15 protein-coding genes are annotated in these 22,330 nt (G+C 49.8%); 8 read left to right on the forward strand and 7 right to left on the reverse strand.

Annotated features, from left to right (window positions below; genetic code table 11):
- Positions 1 to 633: 633 nt before the first annotated feature.
- Positions 634 to 3,093, forward strand: coding sequence for an AAA family ATPase (locus F1593_RS08460; protein ID WP_149401123.1), 2,460 nt, complete (start codon positions 634 to 636; stop codon positions 3,091 to 3,093).
- Between the two features lie 270 nt (positions 3,094 to 3,363).
- On the opposite strand, the gene F1593_RS08465 is transcribed toward F1593_RS08460, so the two are convergent.
- Positions 3,364 to 4,203, reverse strand: coding sequence for a helix-turn-helix transcriptional regulator (locus F1593_RS08465; RefSeq protein ID WP_149401124.1), 840 nt, complete (start codon positions 4,201 to 4,203; stop codon positions 3,364 to 3,366).
- Between the two features lie 115 nt (positions 4,204 to 4,318).
- Here F1593_RS08465 and F1593_RS08470 point away from each other — a divergent pair, with 115 nt between their 5' ends.
- Positions 4,319 to 5,389, forward strand: a complete 1,071-nt coding sequence (locus tag F1593_RS08470; RefSeq protein WP_149401125.1) for a zinc-binding dehydrogenase — start codon at positions 4,319 to 4,321, stop codon at positions 5,387 to 5,389.
- Positions 5,390 to 5,531: 142 nt separating this feature from the next.
- On the opposite strand, the gene murA is transcribed toward F1593_RS08470, so the two are convergent.
- From murA to F1593_RS08490, 4 genes are all read right to left on the reverse strand, one after another.
- Positions 5,532 to 6,872: a UDP-N-acetylglucosamine 1-carboxyvinyltransferase gene (murA, locus tag F1593_RS08475; RefSeq protein WP_149401126.1), complete on the reverse strand. Its 1,341-nt coding sequence runs from the start codon at positions 6,870 to 6,872 to the stop codon at positions 5,532 to 5,534.
- Positions 6,873 to 6,891: 19 nt separating this feature from the next.
- Entirely contained in the window at positions 6,892 to 8,421 is a 1,530-nt protein-coding gene (locus F1593_RS08480; RefSeq protein WP_149401127.1) for a phytoene desaturase family protein, read from the reverse strand.
- Between the two features lie 259 nt (positions 8,422 to 8,680).
- On the reverse strand, positions 8,681 to 10,057 hold the full coding sequence (locus tag F1593_RS08485; RefSeq protein ID WP_149401128.1) for an FHA domain-containing protein: 1,377 nt from the start codon (positions 10,055 to 10,057) through the stop codon (positions 8,681 to 8,683).
- Between the two features lie 243 nt (positions 10,058 to 10,300).
- The gene (locus F1593_RS08490) at positions 10,301 to 11,113 is read right to left on the reverse strand and encodes a hypothetical protein (protein ID WP_149401129.1); all 813 of its coding nucleotides are present in this window, start codon (positions 11,111 to 11,113) and stop codon (positions 10,301 to 10,303) included.
- Between the two features lie 576 nt (positions 11,114 to 11,689).
- Here F1593_RS08490 and dnaA point away from each other — a divergent pair.
- From dnaA to F1593_RS08515, 5 genes are all read left to right on the forward strand, one after another.
- Complete coding sequence (gene dnaA / locus F1593_RS08495) at positions 11,690 to 13,387, forward strand: chromosomal replication initiator protein DnaA (RefSeq protein WP_172631967.1); 1,698 nt, start codon at positions 11,690 to 11,692, stop codon at positions 13,385 to 13,387.
- A gap of 410 nt (positions 13,388 to 13,797) precedes the next feature.
- Positions 13,798 to 14,385, forward strand: a complete 588-nt coding sequence (locus tag F1593_RS08500; protein ID WP_149401131.1) for a hypothetical protein — start codon at positions 13,798 to 13,800, stop codon at positions 14,383 to 14,385.
- Positions 14,386 to 14,573: 188 nt separating this feature from the next.
- A complete protein-coding gene (locus F1593_RS08505; RefSeq protein ID WP_149401132.1) occupies positions 14,574 to 14,858 on the forward strand; it encodes an ATP-dependent Clp protease adaptor ClpS in 285 nt (94 codons plus the stop codon).
- Positions 14,859 to 15,196: 338 nt separating this feature from the next.
- The gene (locus F1593_RS08510) at positions 15,197 to 15,703 is read left to right on the forward strand and encodes a universal stress protein (RefSeq protein WP_149401133.1); all 507 of its coding nucleotides are present in this window, start codon (positions 15,197 to 15,199) and stop codon (positions 15,701 to 15,703) included.
- Positions 15,704 to 15,923: 220 nt separating this feature from the next.
- Complete coding sequence (locus F1593_RS08515) at positions 15,924 to 16,520, forward strand: GAF domain-containing protein (protein WP_149401134.1); 597 nt, start codon at positions 15,924 to 15,926, stop codon at positions 16,518 to 16,520.
- A gap of 100 nt (positions 16,521 to 16,620) precedes the next feature.
- Here F1593_RS08515 and F1593_RS08520 read toward each other — a convergent pair whose 3' ends face one another.
- Positions 16,621 to 17,805 carry a DUF711 family protein gene (locus F1593_RS08520; RefSeq protein WP_149401135.1) on the reverse strand — a complete coding sequence of 395 codons (1,185 nt, stop codon included), beginning with the start codon at positions 17,803 to 17,805 and terminating at the stop codon, positions 16,621 to 16,623.
- A 231-nt stretch (positions 17,806 to 18,036) separates the two neighbouring features.
- Between F1593_RS08520 and F1593_RS08525 the strand changes: the two genes are divergently transcribed.
- Entirely contained in the window at positions 18,037 to 21,303 is a 3,267-nt protein-coding gene (locus F1593_RS08525) for an AAA domain-containing protein (protein ID WP_149401136.1), read from the forward strand.
- Here F1593_RS08525 and F1593_RS29720 read toward each other — a convergent pair.
- Entirely contained in the window at positions 21,300 to 22,217 is a 918-nt protein-coding gene (locus F1593_RS29720; RefSeq protein ID WP_308482779.1) for a LuxR C-terminal-related transcriptional regulator, read from the reverse strand. The genes F1593_RS08525 and F1593_RS29720 overlap by 4 nt on opposite strands.
- Between the last annotated feature and the right edge of the window lie 113 nt (positions 22,218 to 22,330).

Consider the following 22,330-nt stretch of genomic DNA (forward strand, 5'->3'; position numbering starts at 1 on the left):
AATTGGTCACTGACTTCCCACGGTTTGGTTCGGGCCATCTTGGTTTCTCCTTTGCTTGGGGGATTCGTGTTCCTTTCCTTGTTCTTGATTCTATCATCTCCTTCCACGTTTTCGGATAAGTTCATAGGGGTCCTGAACCCCAAAATCTGTCAGTAGCGCAACTGCAGGATGTGTGGCAGCATCCAAATTAACCACAGTACTATAGTCCTCTCGTAAACGTCAAAAAAACTGTTTATAGCATATACTCAAACATACAGAATGATCTAACAGAGCCGAGGATGCGTCAATAGTCACGTATCCCGCCCGATAATTAGGACATTACAAAAGATGTATGCTATACTAGCCCCGAATACAGACACGGCGCTGGACGCGGCACAGCAAGACCAGGGCAGCAAGGTACACAGAACTAATATCACCACAGAGACATTAGGACGTCAACTTCTTCCACCAGAATGTCTGGTGAATAACCAATGTACTTTCTCCTCGCACGTGTGTTTCCGACTGTGCCTGTAGGGAAGGGGTATACGCACAGGAGGCTTTGATGGACAAAGGCGTAAGGTCAAACAAGCACGTAATCACATTTACCCCTGTAAACTCGGTTATCAAGCGAGACACAACTGGAGTCATACAGGTATGAATATAAGTACAGGTGGACCACATATTCTTCTCTTTGAACGCGATCAGCAGTTTGCTACGCTGCTAGCCAGTGAATTGCAGTTAGCTGGCTACACAAACCATACAGCCCGTACCGCTGTTGAGGTGTTTGATGCAATCGCACGTAATCCTATCCGACTGGTCCTGGTAAATCTCGCGCAGGCAGCCGCCGCACGCCGCGAGTTTTGGGTTGCCTTAGATGCACAGCGCCGAGACCGAAAAGTTCAGGCGTTGACATTTCTGTGCAGTAATCTCGCTGGCTATGGTCCCCGCGATGTCGAAGACCATTCCCCAAACACCAATGTCGATATGGAAATTGATGGCATGCTCGGCTTGATGAGTCTGGTGGATGCGGTGCGTGCCCGCGTGCCCAATGGCGCAATTGAGGCTGCCGCCCATACCTTGCCACGTTTGCCACGCTTTAACTCATCATCGTCCTCTTCTCTGTCATCACAGCCTTTTTTTACTAGCAGTACCAACCATACCTCCGGCAATAACACACACAATACCGGAAATACCAATGGATTGGTCTTCAATGCCTCCCCTGCCCGAGAGGATAGTTCGTCAACGCATACACCCGGCCCCGACATGTTGCCCCATACCCCATCGAGCGATACCTTTGCATCACAACAGGCTGCCATGCCATCCATGAACAATCAAAATCCTATGCCTTCACCGGCCACTGGATTACCTGGCTCCAATCAACCTTCATACAGCGAGAAGATCCGTGCTGTCCTCTATCCAAATCAACGTACATGGAGCGCACAGGATTCAGGCAATCAGCTTCAGACGTCAGATTTTAAAGAGAGAACCGAAGCAACACTGGCACAGCCAACACAACAACCCGAACAAACCTTCACGGCGAATAATGACTCCACTGTCTTACAACGTCTTGCCAGCGGACAATTAAGTTATGATGGTCCCAACGAATCGGGTCTGGCCCAACTATCACGCATGGCTCAGGGCTTCCACTCAACCATAAACAACGAATACATAAACACACCTGCACAACAGCCTGCCACCCAATGGACCACGCTCGGCTCAACTGCCTATACCAATCAACAAGCCGCCTATACACCTCAATCCACAAACTATACCAATCAACAAACTGCGTCTACCTCTCAATCCACAAACTATACCAATCAACAAACTGCGTCTACCTCTCAACAAACAAACTCTATCAATCAACAATCGACTTATACGAACCAACAAGCAACGTATACTCCCCAGTCATCGGCTTATACAACCCAATCCGTAGAAAGCAAAGAGCAACTTGCAGGACAAGCGCATCCGCGCCAGTCAGCCTACACACCAGATACGCCCTCCTATACAACCAATACAGCATCCCAGGCGCGTGCAAATACAGGCAATAGCAATATCTATTCGCCGCTGGAAGCGGCCCGTGAACAACACACAAGCAGTGAAGAGCCAGCTCTGAGTCAGACTCATCAGATTCCTACCTACACGCCCTATCATGCCTCATTGCCTCATCTCACACCTGCGGATGAGAAAATCGCGGCCCAACCATTACGCGCATCTCCTATCCAGGATATCCTGCTGGAACGCACGATCAGTGGACCGGCCATTGGTGAGACAGCACCCAAACGTCCAGATGTCCTTTCACGCGCAAATTATGGACAGGTGACCGGCGCATTGTCATCTTCAACTACACAGCAGCAAGGGGCAACGTCACATCTGGCATCTATCGCAACTCCCATGCCGCCCGTGTCACGCAATACCAATAAGAGTGCTACAGTCACACCACCTGCCACTCCAGAGCCAGCCTCTGAAGAAGCTAAGCAAGCAGAGCCGCAACAAGAAACCCATACCCAGAATAAAAGCGCAGATCTGGCAGCAGAACTGGGCAGGATCGCAAGGGCCCGGGAGAAAGTTACCCACCTTCCAAAGATGCCAGAGACGATGACACAGGGCGAAGAACAGACAGCAGGAGTTGGACAGTCTTCAGATGATCTCGCAGAAAGTATGAACACCAACAATGCCGTCCTGCTTGATATTGTCCAAAGCTTGCCACCCATGCCAGCGCTTAATCAACAGCAGCAACAATCATCAGTACAAGCACAGGTCTTAAATGGTCGAGCCACGCGCTCACTCAATAAAGTCTTATTGGATGGACATCTTGTTCCGCAAGATCGTTTAGATGTGGCCCAGAATATTCAGCGCATGTTGCGTGGAGTAGATTTAAATTATCAGCTTGGGGAAATATTATTAATGTTTAAATTGCTGACGCCTGATCAACTTTTAGCGGCAAGTCTCGTCAGCTATGGTCTGATTACGACCACACAGATCAGTTCTCTGGGTCGCATTCGCCAGGAATTATATTCGATTGGTCTGGAATATGATCTGGAGAATTTATTGATCCTCTTCAGAATACTCACGCCCGAACAGTTGCGCGAAGCCCGCTCAAGCCTGCAAAGCTAACAAAGTGTCAGCCTCCCAGTATCATTGGGATCTTGCTGCTCACTGGCTGGCAAGCGCTTGCGTGCCAGCTCCCTTTTTAGTATGTCATGAGTCATCTCGAAATTTTGAAGCAAAAGTTCGATAACATGGGAATGCAGAGGGCGAAGCCTTCTGCCGGAGTGTGGGATGTCCCCACCTCCATCTTTTCCCCTTTTTGCATGCCGCCTGAGACGGCGCGAGGAAAAAGAAATCAGCCTTCCCAGGGAAAATTTCAATGCTACACGTGATTCCTCATATAGCACATGAGGACAGAGAAAGTTGTTCGAGCTTTCTGGCTGTCTCCTCGCATGCGGGCAGATAGACCACCATTTTCAGTCCTGGTGAGCCGTCGATCTGAAAGGTGCTGTGTTCGAAAACGAGCGAGCCTACTTGAGGATGATTGAGTTCCTTCCGCCCGTCCTGTCGCCCTTGCACTTCACACTTCGACCACCAGCACGCAAATTCTGGACTGCGCTGTTGAAGTTCTGTAATTAATGCATGAAACTGTGCTTCATTGCGATACTGGCTGTGACTGGTACGAAACTGCGCCACCATGCGCTGTGCTACTCCTTCCCAATCCACGAAGCGACGACGACACTCCTCGTTGGTAAAGGTGAAATGCACGATATTGCGCTCTTCTACCGGAATGGTTGCGAAGTTTACAAACACCTGACACGCCGCCTCATTCCAGGCAAGTACGTCCCATCTTCGGCCTGTGATGTACGCGGGACTGGTTCCCATCTGCTCAAGGAGTCGAGAGAGAAAAGGACTTACCTGCTCTTGCTGCGGGACTGGATACGCAGGAGACGTTTGCCCCGCGAGAAGAAAGAGATAGGCTTTTTCAGCAGGAGTCAGCCTGAAGGTATGTGCGAGACTCTCAAGCACCTGGGTGGAGACGTGGATGTCTCGCCCCTGTTCCAGCCACGTATACCAGGTCAGGCCAACGCCTGCAAGCTGAGCAACTTCCTCTCGTCGCAATCCCGCCGTTTTGCGACGCGCTACATGCGGTAATCCCACTTCTTCCGGTAACAGATGACTTCTCCGAGTTCGCAAGAAGTTTGCCAGTTCCGAGCGCAACTCGTTCTGCGTCATGCAACGGTCCTTTCCCTGGTAGTACTACTACTAGTAGCAACACACTCTGGTATAGCTTTCAATTGTATTGCATCATACTATCATACTGAGATACAACTGTGAAAGGAAACTTTGTATGAAAGCCGCAATTCTGAAAGCATTTGGTCAGCCTCTTCTTCTTGAAGATATTCCTGAACCTGTTCCCAGCGCGGGTGAAGTCCTCATTCGTGTGCTGGCAGCCCCTGTTGGTTGGTATGCACAAGAAGTCTTTAGTGGAGAAAGACCCTATCCCCTGGTCCTTCCTCTTGCTCCCGGCTATGGAGCAATTGGAGTCGTGGAAAGGACTGGACCTGATACCACTCGGCTCCAACCCGGTCAGCTTGTTTTTTGTGATCCGATGGTTCGACCACGCGACGACAGCACGACACCAGCCAATAGTATGCTGCAAGGATGGATAGCCCGAGGAGAGGGGCCACAGAAACTCCAAACCTACTTTCGCAATGGTCCATTTGCTGAAAAGATGCTCATTCCCCTTGAGAATGCTGTTCCACTCGACCATATGGATGACATAGACCCTGTGAAACTGAGCTGGTTGGCTGCCTTGCTCGTTCCTTACGGTGGACTGTTAGCAGCAAACGTCCAGCCGGGACAGACGGTGATGGTGAATGGAGCCACTGGCTACTTTGGCGGCGCAGCAGTGGCGGTTGCTCTGGCGATGGGCGTGGAACGAGTCGTTGCGCCTGGAAGAAATAAGCACCGTCTTGAGGTCCTGGTGAACCACTTTGGGAAACGTGTCAGGCCCGTTCTGCTCTCTGACAATGATGCAAGCAATAGCCAACGCATTGCACAGGCTGCCGAGGGTCCAATTGACTGTATGCTCGATATATTGGGGCAAACACAAGATCCTGGGCCAACTCGTCGCGGCATTCTGGCGGTACGCCCAAACGGAACCGCCGTTTTGATGGGAGGCGTCAATGCTGACATAGAGATACCGTACGGGTATGTCATGCATAATAACATCGTGATACGCGGTCAGTATATGTATCCACAACACGCTCCCTCATTGCTCGCAGGATTAATTCGCGCTGGTCTACTCCGTCTCGATGTACTCTCAACCCGTGTCTTCCCCCTCGAAGAGGTGAATTCAGCAATCCGGTATGCACACGACCACGGGAGTGCTTTTCAACTGACGGTGCTGACGCCATAGCGTGATGGTCTCCTTGTTTCGTCATTGAAGTTAATATAACAGAACAAAATTGATAAAGCGCATAAAAGGATTACCTACCACATTTATGGTAATTGATCCTTTTATGCGCAAAAGATGCGCTTACACAGCTCACGATGATTGTTTACTCGGCTACGATTTTTTCGATACGTGCCCCTAGCTGGCGCAACTTTTCGTCCAGATGCTCATAGCCACGTTCGATATGCTCAATTCCATAGACTTCAGAAGTACCTTCCGCACAGAGCGCCGCCAGGATATACGAACATCCCGCGCGGATATCGGGGATATCCAGGCGTGTTCCCACCAGCGGGGTTGGTCCACTGACGACACAGCTATGCATAAATTGCTTCTCACGGAAACGACAGGGCACCTCACCCAGACATTTAGGATAGAGGCCAATCTGCGCGCCCATCTTCACCAGTGCGCTGGTATATCCAAAGCGATCCTCATAAATCGTTTCGTGGATCACAGACATACCTTCCGATTGCGTCAATAAGATTGTGAAGGGCTGTTGCCAATCCGTCATAAAGCCAGGATGGACATCGGTTTCCAACGAGATGGCGGGTGGATTTTTGCTATCACCAATAAAGCGAATACCTTCGTCGTCGATCTCAAAGCGCAAACCCATCTTCAAGAGGGTATTTAAAAAGGCCAGCAAGGGTTCTTGCTGCGCATGCCGGAGATAGACATTCCCTCTGGTTAAATAGGCAGCCGTGGCGAGCGAGACAGCCTCGTTACGGTCGCTGAGCAACGTGTGACTGGCCCCATGCAAAGTCTTCACGCCCTCGATGACCAGACGGCGGCCGACCTTAAAATCAACGATAGCCCCCATCTTCTGTAATAACTTGACCAGATCCATAATTTCTGGCTCGGTAGCAGCGTTTTCGATGATTGTCACCCCTCTGGCGAGAGTGGCCGTGATCAACAGATTTTCGGTTGCCATGACGCTGGGAAAAGGTAACGAAATCGTTGCCCCATGCAAACCTTCTGGAGCCGAACAATGATAATAGCCAGCATGCTCGACGATTTTGGCGCCCATTTGTTGTAAACCCTGGAGATGAAAATTAATTGGGCGTGGTCCAATGCGATCACCGCCCGGCAGCGGCATCACTGCTTCACCACAGCGGTGCAACAAGGGTCCCACCGTCATAACACACAGACGATTGAGTCCTCCCACTGTACTCGAAATGTGGAAATCATCAATCTTCTGCGTCTGGATAGACAAAGTATGATCTTCACGATTGAGTTGTACGAATGCCCCTATGCCTTCGCACATTTTCATGGTCAGTTCCAGATCCCCAAGGATTGGAACATTGCGCAATGTACAGGGATCAGAGGTTAGCATCGATGCGATAACCATCTTCGTCACCGCATTTTTCGCTCCGCTTAACGTTACTTCCCCATGCAAGGGTTGGCCTCCTGTTATTCGATAATGGGAAGCTACGCGCACTTCATTGTTAATCATTATAAATATATAAACCTTCCTAAGATTTTCCAACGTTTCTAGAATTACCCGGTGCTCTCCACAACCAGCGCAACGCGTTGAGTCGAGAAGGCGGTGCCATGACATTGCGGCGGATACGCGGATCGTTCTTACGCACGGCCTCCTGCTCCTGATCCATATTCTCTAAAAGATCCAGGAAGTTATTGACACTTTGCGCCACGCCCTCAACCATCAGATAACCAGATGGCTTGACCGCATCACCGACCATATATAAGCCCCGCACATCCAATTGCGGATCTACATCTTCGCCTTGCGAGATGCGATTGACCGGCCATTCACCACGATACGTGCCCATGGTGAGAATCTGACAATGTTTGTCAAAGGTCTCCCCAAATAAGTAGCGCAGATCACTCAAGGCCAGCGCCCGCTCTTCCTCGACATTATTGCTCTGAATCACCTGATGGCTAATTAAGAGATGTTTGCCAGCGGGAGCCAGAGTGGGATCACTATTGGTTGGCTGTACCATCCCGGCAATCCGTTGTGTATCCAGGCAATACATGATGCCTTTATGTGGAATCAACGAGACATCGCTTAAAATATGTACTTTCAGGCCAACAGCCTCCTGTACATGTGCCGAAGCGGCCTCATCGCTTGATGAAGCGGTATCCTTTGGCTTGAGCACATCCGCCTGCTTCACACGACAATTATGCAGTAAACCATCCGTAGCACGAGGACCAATATCACTGACGATCAGAGGAGCCTGAATCAGCTCTTCCTCGCCGGTATCTTTCTGTTTCACGCGTACAGCATTGACCACACCGTCCTCTTGCAGGATCTGCAAGACTTCACAGGAGAGGCGAATCTCACCATTATAGGAATGGACAATCTGCTCTAACTGACGCGTAATCTCACCACATCCTCCCTTCACAATCGCAGGTGCGCCATAACGAAGCATGTTTTTCGTCGTGTTCACCACTTCGGCGGTACTCACCTGATGCAACTCAAGGCTGAGGGCGAAGCGCGCGATGCTGGCGAAAAATGCCACCAGCTGGGGACATTGCTCGACAGGAATATGGCGCTCCAACCAGAGATCAAAGGGAAGGCGGCGCTCTTCTTCTGGCAAAGGTTGGAAGAACATCAGCCAGCCAAGCCGCAGGAACCACCAGGACTGGCGGGGAGAGAAGAATTTCAAGACACCCAGCAGGCCACGTGCACGATAGGTCTTACCATGCGCATGAAATGAACCAAACACATCAGCATCAAACAAGCGATGTGGCACATGCAGGCGCTGCAACATATGGGATAAAACCCCACTGCTCCCAAAGGGAACCATATGCACTGCGCCAGTACTCACCTGGACGCCATGAAAATTCTTGGCGGTAAAACGTCCACCACTATGTGGCAAACGTTCCAGTACAACAACACGTTTGCCGCGCTGCAAGAGATGCGCGGCACTCAGCAGGCCACCCAGGCCCGCACCAATTACGATAGCATCAACATGCTTCGTAGAATGAGGTGCAGAGGCATCACGTGTGACACTTTCTACACCAGGAGATGCTTGTTCGTACATGAGATTTCCGGTAAGCTAGCAAGATCGTTGACGCACAGACAACATGCGAAGAGTCAGGCGCTCCCTGACCAAAATCCTCCCATTTTTTCTGGCATTCTGGCATGCTACGCAGGATGAAAGGGGGGAAAATGGCAGTGCGTTTGTCTCATGGCAAGTGTCGTGCACCCGTACGACCAGAAGAATAAAAAAAGGGCGACCTGCATAATTGGATCGCCCTGCAGGTAACAGAAACGTACGCACCCATGCGCTGACTGACTGATTACTTTTCTTCGCCAATCAAGCCGCGCAGCAGGCTATTACATTCAGCCATAGTATTCAAAACGTTTTGATGGATCTGGAATACTTTATTCAATTCGCGAGCCTTACGCGCCAATTTTGTCACATACTCGATATCGCGCGGATTATTCATAACATCTTCCATGAGCTGTAACAACTCGGCCCAGGCCAGAGCCTCACGGCTACGCGCCACATCAGCAATTGTGTTATCCATGCGATCAGAAACACGGCGCACACCATCGCGTAACTGGTTGGCAGTATTGACCACCTCGCTATCATGATTACGTTGTGCCTCTTGCGTGGCATTAAATTGCTTCTGCAATGACATAATCTGCCCATCCAGGGACGAGAGAGATGCCATTAAAGCGCTCAGGTCAGGCAGCGCCGGCGGAGTAATGGATGCGAAACGACCGAAAGTAACCTCACCATCCTGTGTCTCGGCAGGAGCTTCCACATAGGAAGCTGGCTTCGGCTCAACATCATTCGATGCAGAGGATACAGAAGCAGGAGCAGGCACCGACTCGTAATCCGTAATCGATGCGGGCACATCAGGGGTCGGGGTTACAGGAGGTTCAACAAATTCAGGTTCGACAGCAGGCACAGCAGTACCGACTGGCTGGCTCTCTTCAGACTGTTCCTCTTCAATCGCGCGGGTATTGTAATCATCGATGTGGGCAGCAGGCGCTGCAAGCGCATCTTGAGGATGGTTTTCCTCAGGCCTTCCATAGGCGGAATCCGAAGGAACTGCAATGGTAGGAAGATCCTCAATCTCGGGCGCCCTGTTGCCATGAGCGCGGAAGACCAGTTCATGTTCACCAATGCCGACATGATCCCCATCCTGCAACAGATAGGGTGTCGCCTCTTCCAATTGCTGTGCATTCACAAACGTCCCATTCGCACTCCGGTCATCCTGTAAGAAATATTGCCCATTTTCATACAAAACAGTAGCGTGGCGACGAGAAGTCAATTTATCTTTTGAAAGTAAGATATCGCTGGTAGGTGCGCGACCGATGACAATCTCCGCTTTATCTAAAGGAAAATCCTGCAACTCTTCTCCACTATCAGAGCGCAACACGAAATGACCGGGCTCTGCAATTTTTTCCAGGGTAGCCACCGCCGGCTCACGTGTAGCAGGTGGTTCTACGGACGGAGCAGAAGGATCACTGGCCCAGTTAGCATGATTATTGGAAGGAGCAGGAGCAGCATCAGGACTCCACCCCTCTGGTTCGGCAACCGTGGCGTCACCAATAGCCTGCGAATCTGAAGGCGAGGGAGTTGTAGAAAGCAGGCGATTGCCACAATTCAAACAAAAATTATCACCTTGCCGAGTCTCAGCCCCACAGTAGGGACACTTATCCATGATAAAGGTTCCTCCCTTTTGTATGCGTGCATGAATACGTTACGCACGCGCGTAAAACTTCCGTCCATTATATCAGAAGTGTAAGTTGAGCGTCGAGTATGCTGGCAACCAGACAATGTGCCATTGTCTGGTCCCATCTGAACAGTTCTCAAGACTCACACATTCTAGATGAGTCATCTTCTCCATTAGTACGACGAATAGAGCCAGAAAATTTCACGGCTCACATCATAAGGGAGCAGGGCACTATTTGGTAGGTTCCCAGGCAACATCCGGCTGAAGCGCCTGAAAGAATTGTTGTAAGGAAGCTGTCGTACCGCGTGACGAGAACACAATGTTCGTTTTATCACGCACTCCACTACATAATTGTAGGGACTTCTGGGTAGCGCTGGTCGTTGCCCCGACCGTCGCCGTTGCCGTCACTGTTGGTGTAGCGGTCCCCGCCGTCGCCGTACTTGCCGTTCCAGTAGAAGTGGACGGGGATGAATCCTGCGTCACGTTACATTGGAAACTGCCATAGCCTGCATGCATGGGAGCCTCAGAAAAACTAAGGGAATCCTGATTGGGCAAGACATAGGTGGCAGTGAAGTTACTGCTGAAAATAGGATCTCGCAGAGAACTGGCAACACTTAAAAGGCATGTGCCAGCAGGCAATGTTTTCGGTAAATACACAGTAAAGCCCAGATTGGCTTTCACCACATTCCAATCAGTGATTGTCCTGGGCTTGCCATCAGCGGGCCCTAATTGCGTGGATTTACCAGCATTTGCCACCTGAGCAGAGGCTTGATCCCGAAATAACGTATCGGGTTTGCCGCCACACCAGGACAACTGGGCAAGATCTGTCGGTGCCGGGGTAGCGGTTGGCACAGGACTAGAGGCACCAGAGCCGCCAGTATCCGGTGCAGCGGAACCACTCGAACAGGCAACCAGCATGATGCTTAAGAAGCAGACCAGACACAGACCATAGACCAGGGATGAAACAAAAGAAGGTTTTTTTTCATACACATGAGTCAGGCGTTTCACCGAACACAACTGACCAAACCTATACCAGAAGGACATCAGAAGCTCCTTACATAACAATCTGCATTTTCAATTGTTTATACTTTCAACTCAATCCCACCCTATCATCTCCGATCCATTTATGCCATGAAAACAGGTATACATGAAAAAGCAAGATAAATACACGTACCTCTCGGTACCCAAATAGCTATATCAGCTTCAGTATACTTTACACAACGTATGAAATCTATGAGATAGTTATCATTCTGGTACCAAAAGAAATTATACACACCATTGCCATACTGCTTTACCTGCGTTCTCTTCTCCGTTTCCTTCTTAATAACAGAAGCAACGAGAAATAGGGACAGCAAGATACATTTGCACCTGCACGCACGGCTTCAGGGCCATAGAGAGCATTCTGCCATCAGGTATAATGAACTGGATGGTACGAAAGGAGGGCTTTACAGCGTTTTGATTTAATGCTACCATTACATTCTGCCGTCACGAGAGAACTATCAGGCACTTATTTTTGTCTAAAAATGCCTATATCTACAACTGATAACGTGCGGAGAGCGTATTTAAGAGCAAATTAAGACACTAGCTCCAATAAAACCAATCCCCAAAGGGGTGCTGCGTGTGAATGCAAAACAAATTTGGCAAACTGCAATTGAACGACTCAGAACAAGAGTGAATACTGCCGTGTTTACCTCCTGGTTTCAGGGAACATCGGCACTCTCCTTTCAAGATGGCGTCTTTATAATTCTCGTTCCAACTACCTTCGTGAAAGCACAATTAGAGACGCGCTTTCAAGAGCTCATCCGTTCGACACTGATAGATATTACTGGTAGCCCCGTTGAGATTAAGATCGAAGTTACAAAAGAACAGCCATCACGAGCCAATGATCAGAACAATGGACGACAGCCTAAACGTACATATCGCCTTTCTAAAGGAAGATTAACTACTCCTTTACGTGGGAAGCGCATTGAGAATAATGCGGCAGCCAGTACAAACAATGGACAGACAGAGGGATCAGCTCAACCGCAAGAGAATATCTATACCCGGAAGAAGGAAGACTATACCCTCACACCACGTCCAGCCACTCCCCCTTCTTATAAGAAGGAACAACAGCCAGCCGAACAACATCCTTCCTATCTGACCTATGTGCAGGAGGAGCCGCAGGATCATGAAGCGCCCGCGCCACATGAAGCTCCAATCCATCACCCGGATGTGTCACGTCATGAGCCGATACGCCGCGAGCCACCTACCAGGATGCAAGAGTATAATCCCACTCGCCCTGGCGTAGAGGGACTGCTCAATCCGCGCTATACCTTTAGCTCGTTCATCGTGGGAAAATCCAACAAACTGGCCCACGCGACCTCATTGGCGGTGGCAGAAAATCCCGGGCGCATCTACAATCCCCTTTTCCTCTATGGCGGGGTAGGATTGGGCAAAACCCATTTGCTCCATGCGATTGGACATGCTGGTGAAACCGATGGCCTGAATGTGCTCTATACGACCTCGGAAAAATTCACCAATGAGATTATTAACGCGATTCGTTTCCAGAAAACCGAAGAGTTTCGCTCGAAATATCGCCAGATAGATATTTTACTGGTCGATGATATTCAGTTTATCGCTGGCAAAGAATCTACGGAAGAAGAATTTTTCCATACCTTCAATGCCTTGCATAACTCTAATAAACAGATTGTAGTAACCAGCGACCGTCCGCCCAAGGCGATCAGTAGTTTACAGGACCGCCTACGCTCACGCTTTGAATGGGGACTACAGGCCGATGTGCAGCCTCCTGAATATGAGCATCGTCTGGCTATTTTGCGCTCTAAATGCGACTCACTGCGCTTCACGGTACCTTTAAGCGTCATCGAATATATTGCTCGCCCGGTGTGTAGTAGCGTCCGTGAACTCGAAGGCGCACTTAACCGTGTGATTGCCTATGCAACCTTACACGATGCTCCTCTGACAGTTGGTTTAGCCGCCAAGGCTTTGGAACACATCTATGATAATAAGCCACCCACACGCACGGCTGATCTCAGCGTCTCCGAGGTTTTTGATGGAGTATGCCAGTATTATAATGTGAATCCAGAGCTCTTGCGAGGCAAGCAGCGCGATCGGGATATCGTCTGGCCGCGCCAGGTGGCGATGTATCTGATGCGCGAAGAAACATCGGCCTCCCTGCTACAGATCGGTACCACGCTGGGTGGGCGCGATCATACCACGATTATGCATGGCTGGGAAAAAGTACATGCCGAGATCGGCAATAATGATCAGGTTCGACAGGAAATAGCGGCAGTGCTTGAGTCGCTCCAACATCCTTCTTAAACGTCGGCGAGAGAGTGTATAATAAAACCAAAAACGAGTATCCATCATCCTTACAGTGAACGGCCCAGAAAGCCCCCGTCCATTTATGGCGGGGATGAATGGGCCTCTCTTGTTGACGGACTCCAAACTATTCGTTATACTCCAATACATACAATGAAGCCATTGCAAGAGATTCATCTGCGGATGATGAGGCGTACACCCTCTTCACAGACGGTTTGGCTTCCTGTACCACAAGAAAAAATGTGGTTGGTACTGAGGGGCACTCAGGAACCTGTACACCTCGGTGTATGTAACGCTTCTGGACAGGAGGACCGCTACATACTGTCAGTAATGGCATTGTGCAAGTCGCTTGGACGAAAGAAGAATCCCCCGGATGTATCCGGGCGGAGTGTCAATAGGAGCTACTTCGTATGCAGCAACAACAACAACAGCATGCCAGCTATGATCTGTTGGCGGTCTTCCCTGACGAAACGAAGGCAGAGGAAGCTTCCAGCAAGCTCAAAAAAGCTGGCTTCAATGAGCAAGAGATCCATCAATTACCCGCAGGGAGCGTTGGAAGTGGTCAATTCCGTGAACATGGTCCTAATCAGGCTCGCGGAGACTTCTTCATGCAAACCCAACGCTCAGGTCCCAAAACAACCATCGTGATTCTATTCGCAGTAATCTGCTGCCTGATTGTCACAGCACTTACCTTCACAACAACCTTTGCGCTACCACACCTGCCAGAACCAACGACGCTGCTCGTAGGAGCGGCATTGGGACTGGTGCTGGGAATTATCATTGGCTTGCTGCAACGCGGCCGTGTACGAGGCTCTATTGGCCAGGAGACCTCAAAAGCACCGCCAGCAAGTAGCAACGCAAAGGCACTACAAGGGAAACTCAATGTCATTGCCTTGCGCTTCCAGGATCCAGAGAATATCAGTCGTAAATCGCGCGCACGGGCGATTCTGCTCAATAGTCAGGGTCGCATCGACCGCAGTGTCAGCCGACAAGAATAACGACTCTTTAATAAAAGGCATCCCGTTTCAAATCGAAATAGGATGCCTTTTATTATTATGGTAATATTCTTTGCCAGAACACTGGTAAATTACGTGGCTCTTGGTTACAATAGATTGAGAAGTTCAAGGGATAATCATACTATTTGTTTATGGAGAAGCTACCCATGTCCAGGGATCAATGGACTTTCATGCGTTCTGAAATAAAACCTGAAGAAGTGGTGCGCAATCGTACCAGGCTTCTTCCACCCTATAAGGTCATTGTCCACGATGACGATTACAATGAAATGAACTATGTGATCTTCGCTCTTGTGCATGCAGTGAATATATTGACAACACAGGAAGCCGAACGCATTATGTTAACCGCGCACCTGACAGGTCGGGCTGTTGTTATCGTCAGTCCTAAAGAAGTGGCCGAATATTATCAAGAACGCTTATTAAGTTATAATCTTACAGCAACCATCGAGCCAGACTAAAAGAGAAGCGGCCAGGACGGGTCGCTTCTCTTTTTCATTTTGGGCACAAAGATTGTAAAGAGAGATGCCGGGCATCTCTCTTCGTAGGTGTGGCAATTTGATTACCAGATTGGAAAGCGTTTACAACCATCTATCAACAGAGCAACCTGACAATGTGGTTAATGTACTCTCAGTAGAAACATCTTTATGTATACTTGCGCTATTGACGTCAATGATACAAGAAGATAGAATGCGTAATCGCCCGGATGTCAGTATAAGTAGGCGCGCGTTAAATTTGACTGACACTGAAGGTGCCAGATGATGCTGTTTTATCACGCTCCATCAGGAGGGGAGAAATCATGGTTCACTTATGGGGTTCCAAAACCAGAGAAGAGACTGAGATAAGCAAATCAGCTCTAGGAGAATGTGAGGCGGGTGACATCGCCGTTGTAATCAGTGGCGATAAGCTCGACACGAACCTGGTCTATCTTGGTTGCCAGATGGCAAAAGGAGCCAAACGTAAGGTCCATCTTGTTCATGTCATTGAAGTACCACGTGCTTTGCCGCTCAAAGCAGTCCTGACCCAGGAATCGGAACAGGCCGACCAAATGCTGAATACAGCGATGGGAATTGCTGAGCGCGTTGGTTGCGCCGCAGTTGCCGAGATTGTACAGGCACGCGATGCCGGTCCGGCCATTGTCGATGAAGCACGCGATCATAATTGTGCGCTACTGCTAATCGGTCTGATACGCAACCCTAATAAGAGTCAGAGTGAACTCAATAAAACGGTCTCTTATGTGCTGGCAAATTCTCCATGCCGCGTCTGGCTGGTACAAGATCCAGTGCCTGCAGCGGCTGTGCATTAGTATTCATTAATGTAAAGCCAGGAGAGATTGGTTTGCACTACCGGGAGTTGTTCCTCGTCTTACGCAAGACTACCATAGGGAAAAGTTAGCCGAAGTGAAAGAAATTCGGGCTTTTCCCTGGGCGAACTGATACGTATCATTCTACCAATACGTATTACTAAGTGTGACATACATTGTTAAACTTAGCAAATAACCATTGTGTATTGGGGAGGAGAGTAGGATGACAAACGACTCTACAGGACAGAGCCAGGCGGCACCCCCGGAAAAAGATTATTATAAAGCTCTTCATCAAGCTGCGTTGACCCTGTCATCCAGCCTTGAACTCGATGAGGTTTTACAAAGTGTAGTAATCAGTATTACTCAGGCGATGCAAGTCAAAGCTTGTGGCTTGCGTTTGCTTGATCCAGAAACAGGTCAGATGCGTTTAAGCGCGGTTTATGGACTGAGTAACGAGTATTTAGCCAAGGGGCCGGTCAATGTGGTCAATAGCCCATTTGATAGTGAGGCTCTGCTTGGCTCACCTGTCTACATCGCCGATGTACGCGTCGATCCACGTTTTCAATATAAAGATGCCGCCCGTCAAGAAGGGCTTGTATCTGTCCTCTGTGTACCACTTGAGGTCCATGGTAATGCCATTGGCGTAATGCGCGTGTATACCAATTCCCTGACAAACTTTCATGAAGATGATATTCAGTTTCTTTCAGTTCTGGCCAGCCTGGCGGCATTAGCCATTGAAAATGCACGCCTTTACGAGAGTATTCGTAATTCCTATCATGGTGTGATGAATGCCTTCTGGGGCACACAGGTTTCTCCGTAGTGCTCTGACTATCTTGCCGTGAAAGATTACCCGTTACGCGGGCAGGTGTGGGGGAATCATGAAACGGTATCTTCTGCTCCCCCATGCCTTTCAGAAGTTATCACCCGGTAATACGTGTATTCGTGAGATAGGGAGAAGTGAATTGTGTGCGTTCTCCTGCACTCCGGCCCGGTACAGGAAACAGGCGGGCAGAGAGTGGCTTTTGATAACGTGTTGCCAGGGTCGCAACATCCAGTAATAGGTGGGCGATATGCTCAGGAGTGCAATCCCCTGGCAAGGGAATCGTATCCAGACCAGTACCACAAACAGCCGAGTAGAGCAACAATTGATGCGCGTTGACGCGTCCCTCTTCCCAGCGCTTTCCCAGCACAGTATCTTCAAGCACAGGTAGCATCAAACCGTTATAGCCACAGGTTGGCAACGAAGTACCTTTCAGGGCTTTCGTCAGTGCCGCCGTGACAGCCAGCGTGCCAGGAGAACCCAGCAAGCCATACCCGCATAATTCCAATGCTTGCACAATACTGACACCCCCCATGGGGGCTGGTGAGAGATCAATCCCTCCAAAGAGAAGACCCAGTTCCTGTGCGCAACGCTGTCCCAGCGCAACCAGAGGATCTCCTTGCATCTGTAAAACAGCACCGACCTGCGCCGTCACCTGTGCCAGATCCAGTGGATGCTGACCATCACCACCTAGCGCAAGAAGTGCCTCACTGACCAGAGGAGCGCCCTGTAAACCGATACTCAGACTGGACTGACCGGCATGATAGGCCGCAGGAAAGAATGGGCTTCCTGGCGCTACACAGGCCAGCATAGCAAAACGGAAATTGCCAAACCCTTCAGGCGTTTCATGTGCCAGGCGCTGGATGATCTGTGCGATAGGCAAAGCCGCTTCATAGCGCAATCCATAGACAGTATCAGCCAGCGTCACCGTCATGCTGATATCTCTGGTAGCAACCAATATATCCGCCAGCAGGTCTAATGATGGCAGGGAAAAATCGGGATGCGCGGCAAAGGCAGTCCCCAGGGAACAATTCTCCAGGCCCAGATTGCTTAAATTGCGTTGCACATCCTGCACATACGCCAGAATATGCGCCGGTGACCAATCCGTCAGATCATCAAACAGGGGCCGCGTAGAAATACGCAGCGTCTGGACTTCATAGCCAGCGGCGTGATAGCGTGCGGCAGCCTGCTGTAAGTTAGCTTTCGCGCGCTCGAATGCCTGCCCCGCAATTGGATGTGGTTCAGACATGCCAAGTGTAATAGTGCGTATGGTTGGCAATGACATACTATGCTTCCTTCTTTTCTAAATGGGCTACCAATGCCAGCATTATAGCATCCTGAAACAGAGCACAAAGCCATCCTGTATTGAACGACTTCTCCCCTGGCAGATCCGCCTGTCAGGCCTCTCGCTATGTCTGTGCATTACAATGATAAGGCCATACTTCATCCTTGACGAAAACGTATCTCTACCGTACACTTGCACTCAACAAAATAAAATGTGGGAGTGTACAGGCGTATGCAAGGAAACGAAACAGAGTTCAACCAGGCATCAGAGATGCAAGGAAACGAATGCTTTCTTTGTACACTCGATCCCAAACACACCTGTCATACGCCCAATCTCTCAGGCTATCTGGTTGCCATCCACGAAGGCCAACACAATGGTGAGCGGCTGGCACTGCTCGTCCTGAACACAGGAACAGCCTACGTTGAAATAGAGGTTGAGGATTATTTCTATCGTGGCTTAATCAAAGAATTTAAAGAGCGCGGTGCCTCACCGGCCAGTTATCATTTGAAGCTTCAGATCTACCACTTACCCTCAGCGCCCGAAGCCATCGCCTATAAAACTCAGACCCGCCAACGTTATCGTGGAAATGCTTATACGTTAACAGTTCTGGAACCGGATATACTTCTGAACATCACAGACCTCAATCAGGCAGATTATTGCACTCGCCAATATCTGCTCAAGCGGCTCGTGGCCTCCGGTGCCACCGAAGCTACCATTCGCGGTAATCTGGTCCATTATTGCTTTAAAGAACTGCTCAAGGAGCATGATCGCGGTACCTTTCTCGATGAGAACCAGGAAACACCCTTACAGGTGATGGAGCGCCATCTTACCCAGGCCATTGCAAATAACCAGATTGAGATAGGATTAGCCGATGTTCCTGCTGAAACGATGCGTGCTGAAGTCATCCCTCATCTGGAGCGTCTGGCCCGCTGGTATGAGAGAGAGAGCAATACTCTCTGGACACTGCCCGGGATGCAAAGCGAGGAGCAGTCGGATGAGAACCAGGTGCGGGCTGAGACATTTTTACTGGCACCTGAAATCGGACTCCGTGGACGACTGGATCTATTCTGGCAACAGACAGGACAACAACGACTGCTGGAACTAAAAACAGGTGGCGCAACCGGCGAACTCCCCAAACGCGACCATCGCTGGCAGGTATTTGGCTATCATGCCTTGCTGGCGGTCAGACGACAATCAAAAATGAAACGAGCCTTCGCCACCCTGCTCTATAGTGGTACTCCTGATCAGGCGCAGTCCTTTGGGATTAAAGCCACTATTCGGGACATCCAGCGCGTCAATGAAACGCGCAATATCCTTATGCTCAACCGAATAACAGGCATACCATCAGCCCCTCCCGGACCCTCGCGCTGTACACCCTGCTCAATGCTGAAACAGTGCCGAACCCTCTCCTCTTTGCTGCAATGGCAAGCCCCCGTAACCGATGAACAACCCAAAACTATCGTAGCACCTCAAACAATAGATGCAACAGATAACAGGCCCGAACGAAGTCCACTGCCAACACCGCGCCCTTTCCAACAGGAGAAGCAGCCGGAAGATAGTCCATTTTTCGCGCACTACTATCGACTATTGCAGATTGAGGAACGCGCTAATGAGCAGCAGATGGCCCAATTATGGCAGACATCGGTCAAGGAACGCCTCGAACGCGGGAGCGCGATCCAGGGGCTTGAACCAATCGCACAACCCATCATTCAAAACGATGGCTGGTCGCTAACCTTTCACTGTCAGAATACATCAGAATTGCGGGAAGGTGACGAAATCCTGCTCAGTGATGGTGATCCCATCACGGGCGAGGTTGTCAGCGGTACAATCACCGGCATCAGTTCGGGACAGTTAATCATCTGGAGTCGGGAACTGATTGCGCAACCACAACTGGTGGATCGTTATGATAATGATCTGGTCCACGTCCGCACCCTGCAAAATCTCCTGCGCTGGCATTATGTATCCTCTCATTTACAGGATCTGGTGGCAGGCAAGATTCGTCCACGCTTCAAAGGTGAAATGATTGCGCCACGGCCAGATTTTAATGCTGAACAGAATCTCGCTGTTACACGCGCTTTGCAAATGCAGGACTATCTGTTGATCCAGGGACCTCCGGGCACCGGCAAAACCAGTGTTATCGCAGAAATCGTCACACGCCTGGTCGAACAGGGACAAACTGTTATGCTCGCCGCCTTCACTAATCAAGCCGTCGACAATATGCTCAAACGCCTCGTCAGTGAAGGCTTTGAACAATTTCTGCGCCTGGGTAGCGAACGGAGCGTCCATACAACCATTAAGCCCTGGCTCCTTAAAGAACAACTGGACAAGAAACTTCAGCAACCGAAGGATGCAGGAACACTTCCGCAACATCTATCATTGGTGGATGAAAAAAGCTATCAGGATTATCTTTTTGAGCTCCTCTATACCACGCCAGTCGTTGCCTCCACTACAGCTACCTGGTCGTCGGACAAATATGCTCCGCATACGGCACAGGATGGCACAGAGACGGCAAATAATAGTGGCTTTCTCTTTGATGTGGCAATCATCGACGAGGCGGGACAGCTCACGGTCCCGGCGATTCTGGGGGCGTTGCGCTTTGCCAGACGCTTTATACTGGTCGGAGATGAAAAACAGCTTCCCCCCCTGGTTCTGAGTAAAGAGGCCGCAGAAGCTGGCCTGGCTGCATCGCTCTTCAGCTTTCTCAAACAGAAAGATGAAGAACATATACCGGCCTATCCACTGGAGATCAGTGCCTGCGTGCCTTTGCGCACCCAATATCGCATGAATAAATGGATCTCCCACTTTTCATCAACCGTCTTTTATGACGGGAAATTACAGGCACATCCAGCTATCGCAAACCGCCAGCTCGAATTTCCTCATGGGGAACAGCAACGCAACAGGAACATTATCCTGAAGCAGATCATTGATCCTAAATTCCCTGTAACTTTTATGGATGTGCGCGATGAACAAGCCAGTGCGGAAGCCAAGCAGAGTAACGCCGAAGCAGAGATAGTGCGAGAAATCGTACAAGCCTTGCTGACATGTGGTATCCATGAACGTGAAATCGGCATCATTGCGCCCTATCGCGCCCAGGTAGCGAATATCCGCCGCCATCTCTTTACCAGCGATGCAACTATAGGATGGCAGGCTCTACCATCCACAACTCCTCTTAACGTTGATACGGTGGATCGTTTTCAAGGTGGTGAACGCATGATCATCATTCTGTCCTTCGCGACGACAAGTGAGCCAGCACCGGGAAGCCAACGGCGGGATTTTTTAAGCAATTCCAACCGTTTGAATGTTGCGTTGACCCGCGCCCAACGGAAACTCATCCTGGTAGGAAATGTGCCAGCATTGGAAAACCTGCCCATCTTCCAACGACTGATCACTTACTGCCGCAGTATGCGTACCTTACATTCGGCACAAGGAGAGATACACGTCGCCAGAGGGATACGCGTATCTCCTTCTCCTGTATCCTCAACCATCACAACCGATTAAAGCGCGTGCAGATCGACCAGACCTTTTTTCACGGCATAGTGGATCAATAGCGGACGATTAAAAACACCCAGTTTATTATAGATCTTGCTAATATGATTACGAACCGTCTTTTCACTGATACGCAGACGGTGAGCAATCTCCTTTGTGGCACAACCCTGTCCCGTCAAAGTGAGTATTTCACGCTCGCGCATCGTCAAACCATCCTCCTTACTGGTGGAGCGTGTCTCTGCACTATCCACAGGCGTCATGACAGAGAGAGGGAGCGGTAAGATTACTTGTATGAGCGTGCCCTGATCCGGCGTACGCTCCAAAATGAGGCGTCCTCCCAGCAGAGCTATGCGTTCATAAAGATCATTGAGACCTTGATACCAGTTAAAGATCATATCGAAAACCATTGCGGTACGCGACATGGACACTGGTACCACGCCTGTGCCGGTATCCTGAACACCGAGCAATAGATGTCCATCCACTGTGGAAAGTGAAACGGTCACCTCTGCTTCAGCAAAACGTTTACACACATTGATAATAGCGGCACGGATAATACAGTAGAGGTTATAGTTATATTCTACAGGCAATTGGTTGGTAGATTTATCATAGTGAAGGTTGACAGTATAGCCCGCACCTTTTAACCATGTGAACATTTTTGAGGCTGCCGCTATAAAATCGAACTCTACTTGAGGCTGCTCATCCATACTCCCAAGGATGTGTCGTAGCTGTGCCAGGCTTGTCTGCGCCTGCACATACCAGGTATGTACCTCATTTTCCTGTTCTAGCGCTGTCATGGGAACCGTTAAATGGCTCTCCAGATCATTCACCAGAGACACTAATGGTTGCACAACTCCGTTCTGCAACGCCTGGGCGACGCGCTGACGTTCAGCCTCCTGTGCTTCGTAAATATCAATCATATCAATCATATGCAGTGTCCATTCTCCTTCTTCCGCATGACCGCCATTACTGCTATGAATAGCTTCAATAGAAATACTCTCTAACCATCCTACAAAAATACATCTCATCCTTATTTATTATA

This window comes from Dictyobacter arantiisoli, from assembly GCF_008326305.1.
GTDB classification, from domain to species: Bacteria; Chloroflexota; Ktedonobacteria; order Ktedonobacterales; family Ktedonobacteraceae; genus Dictyobacter; species Dictyobacter arantiisoli.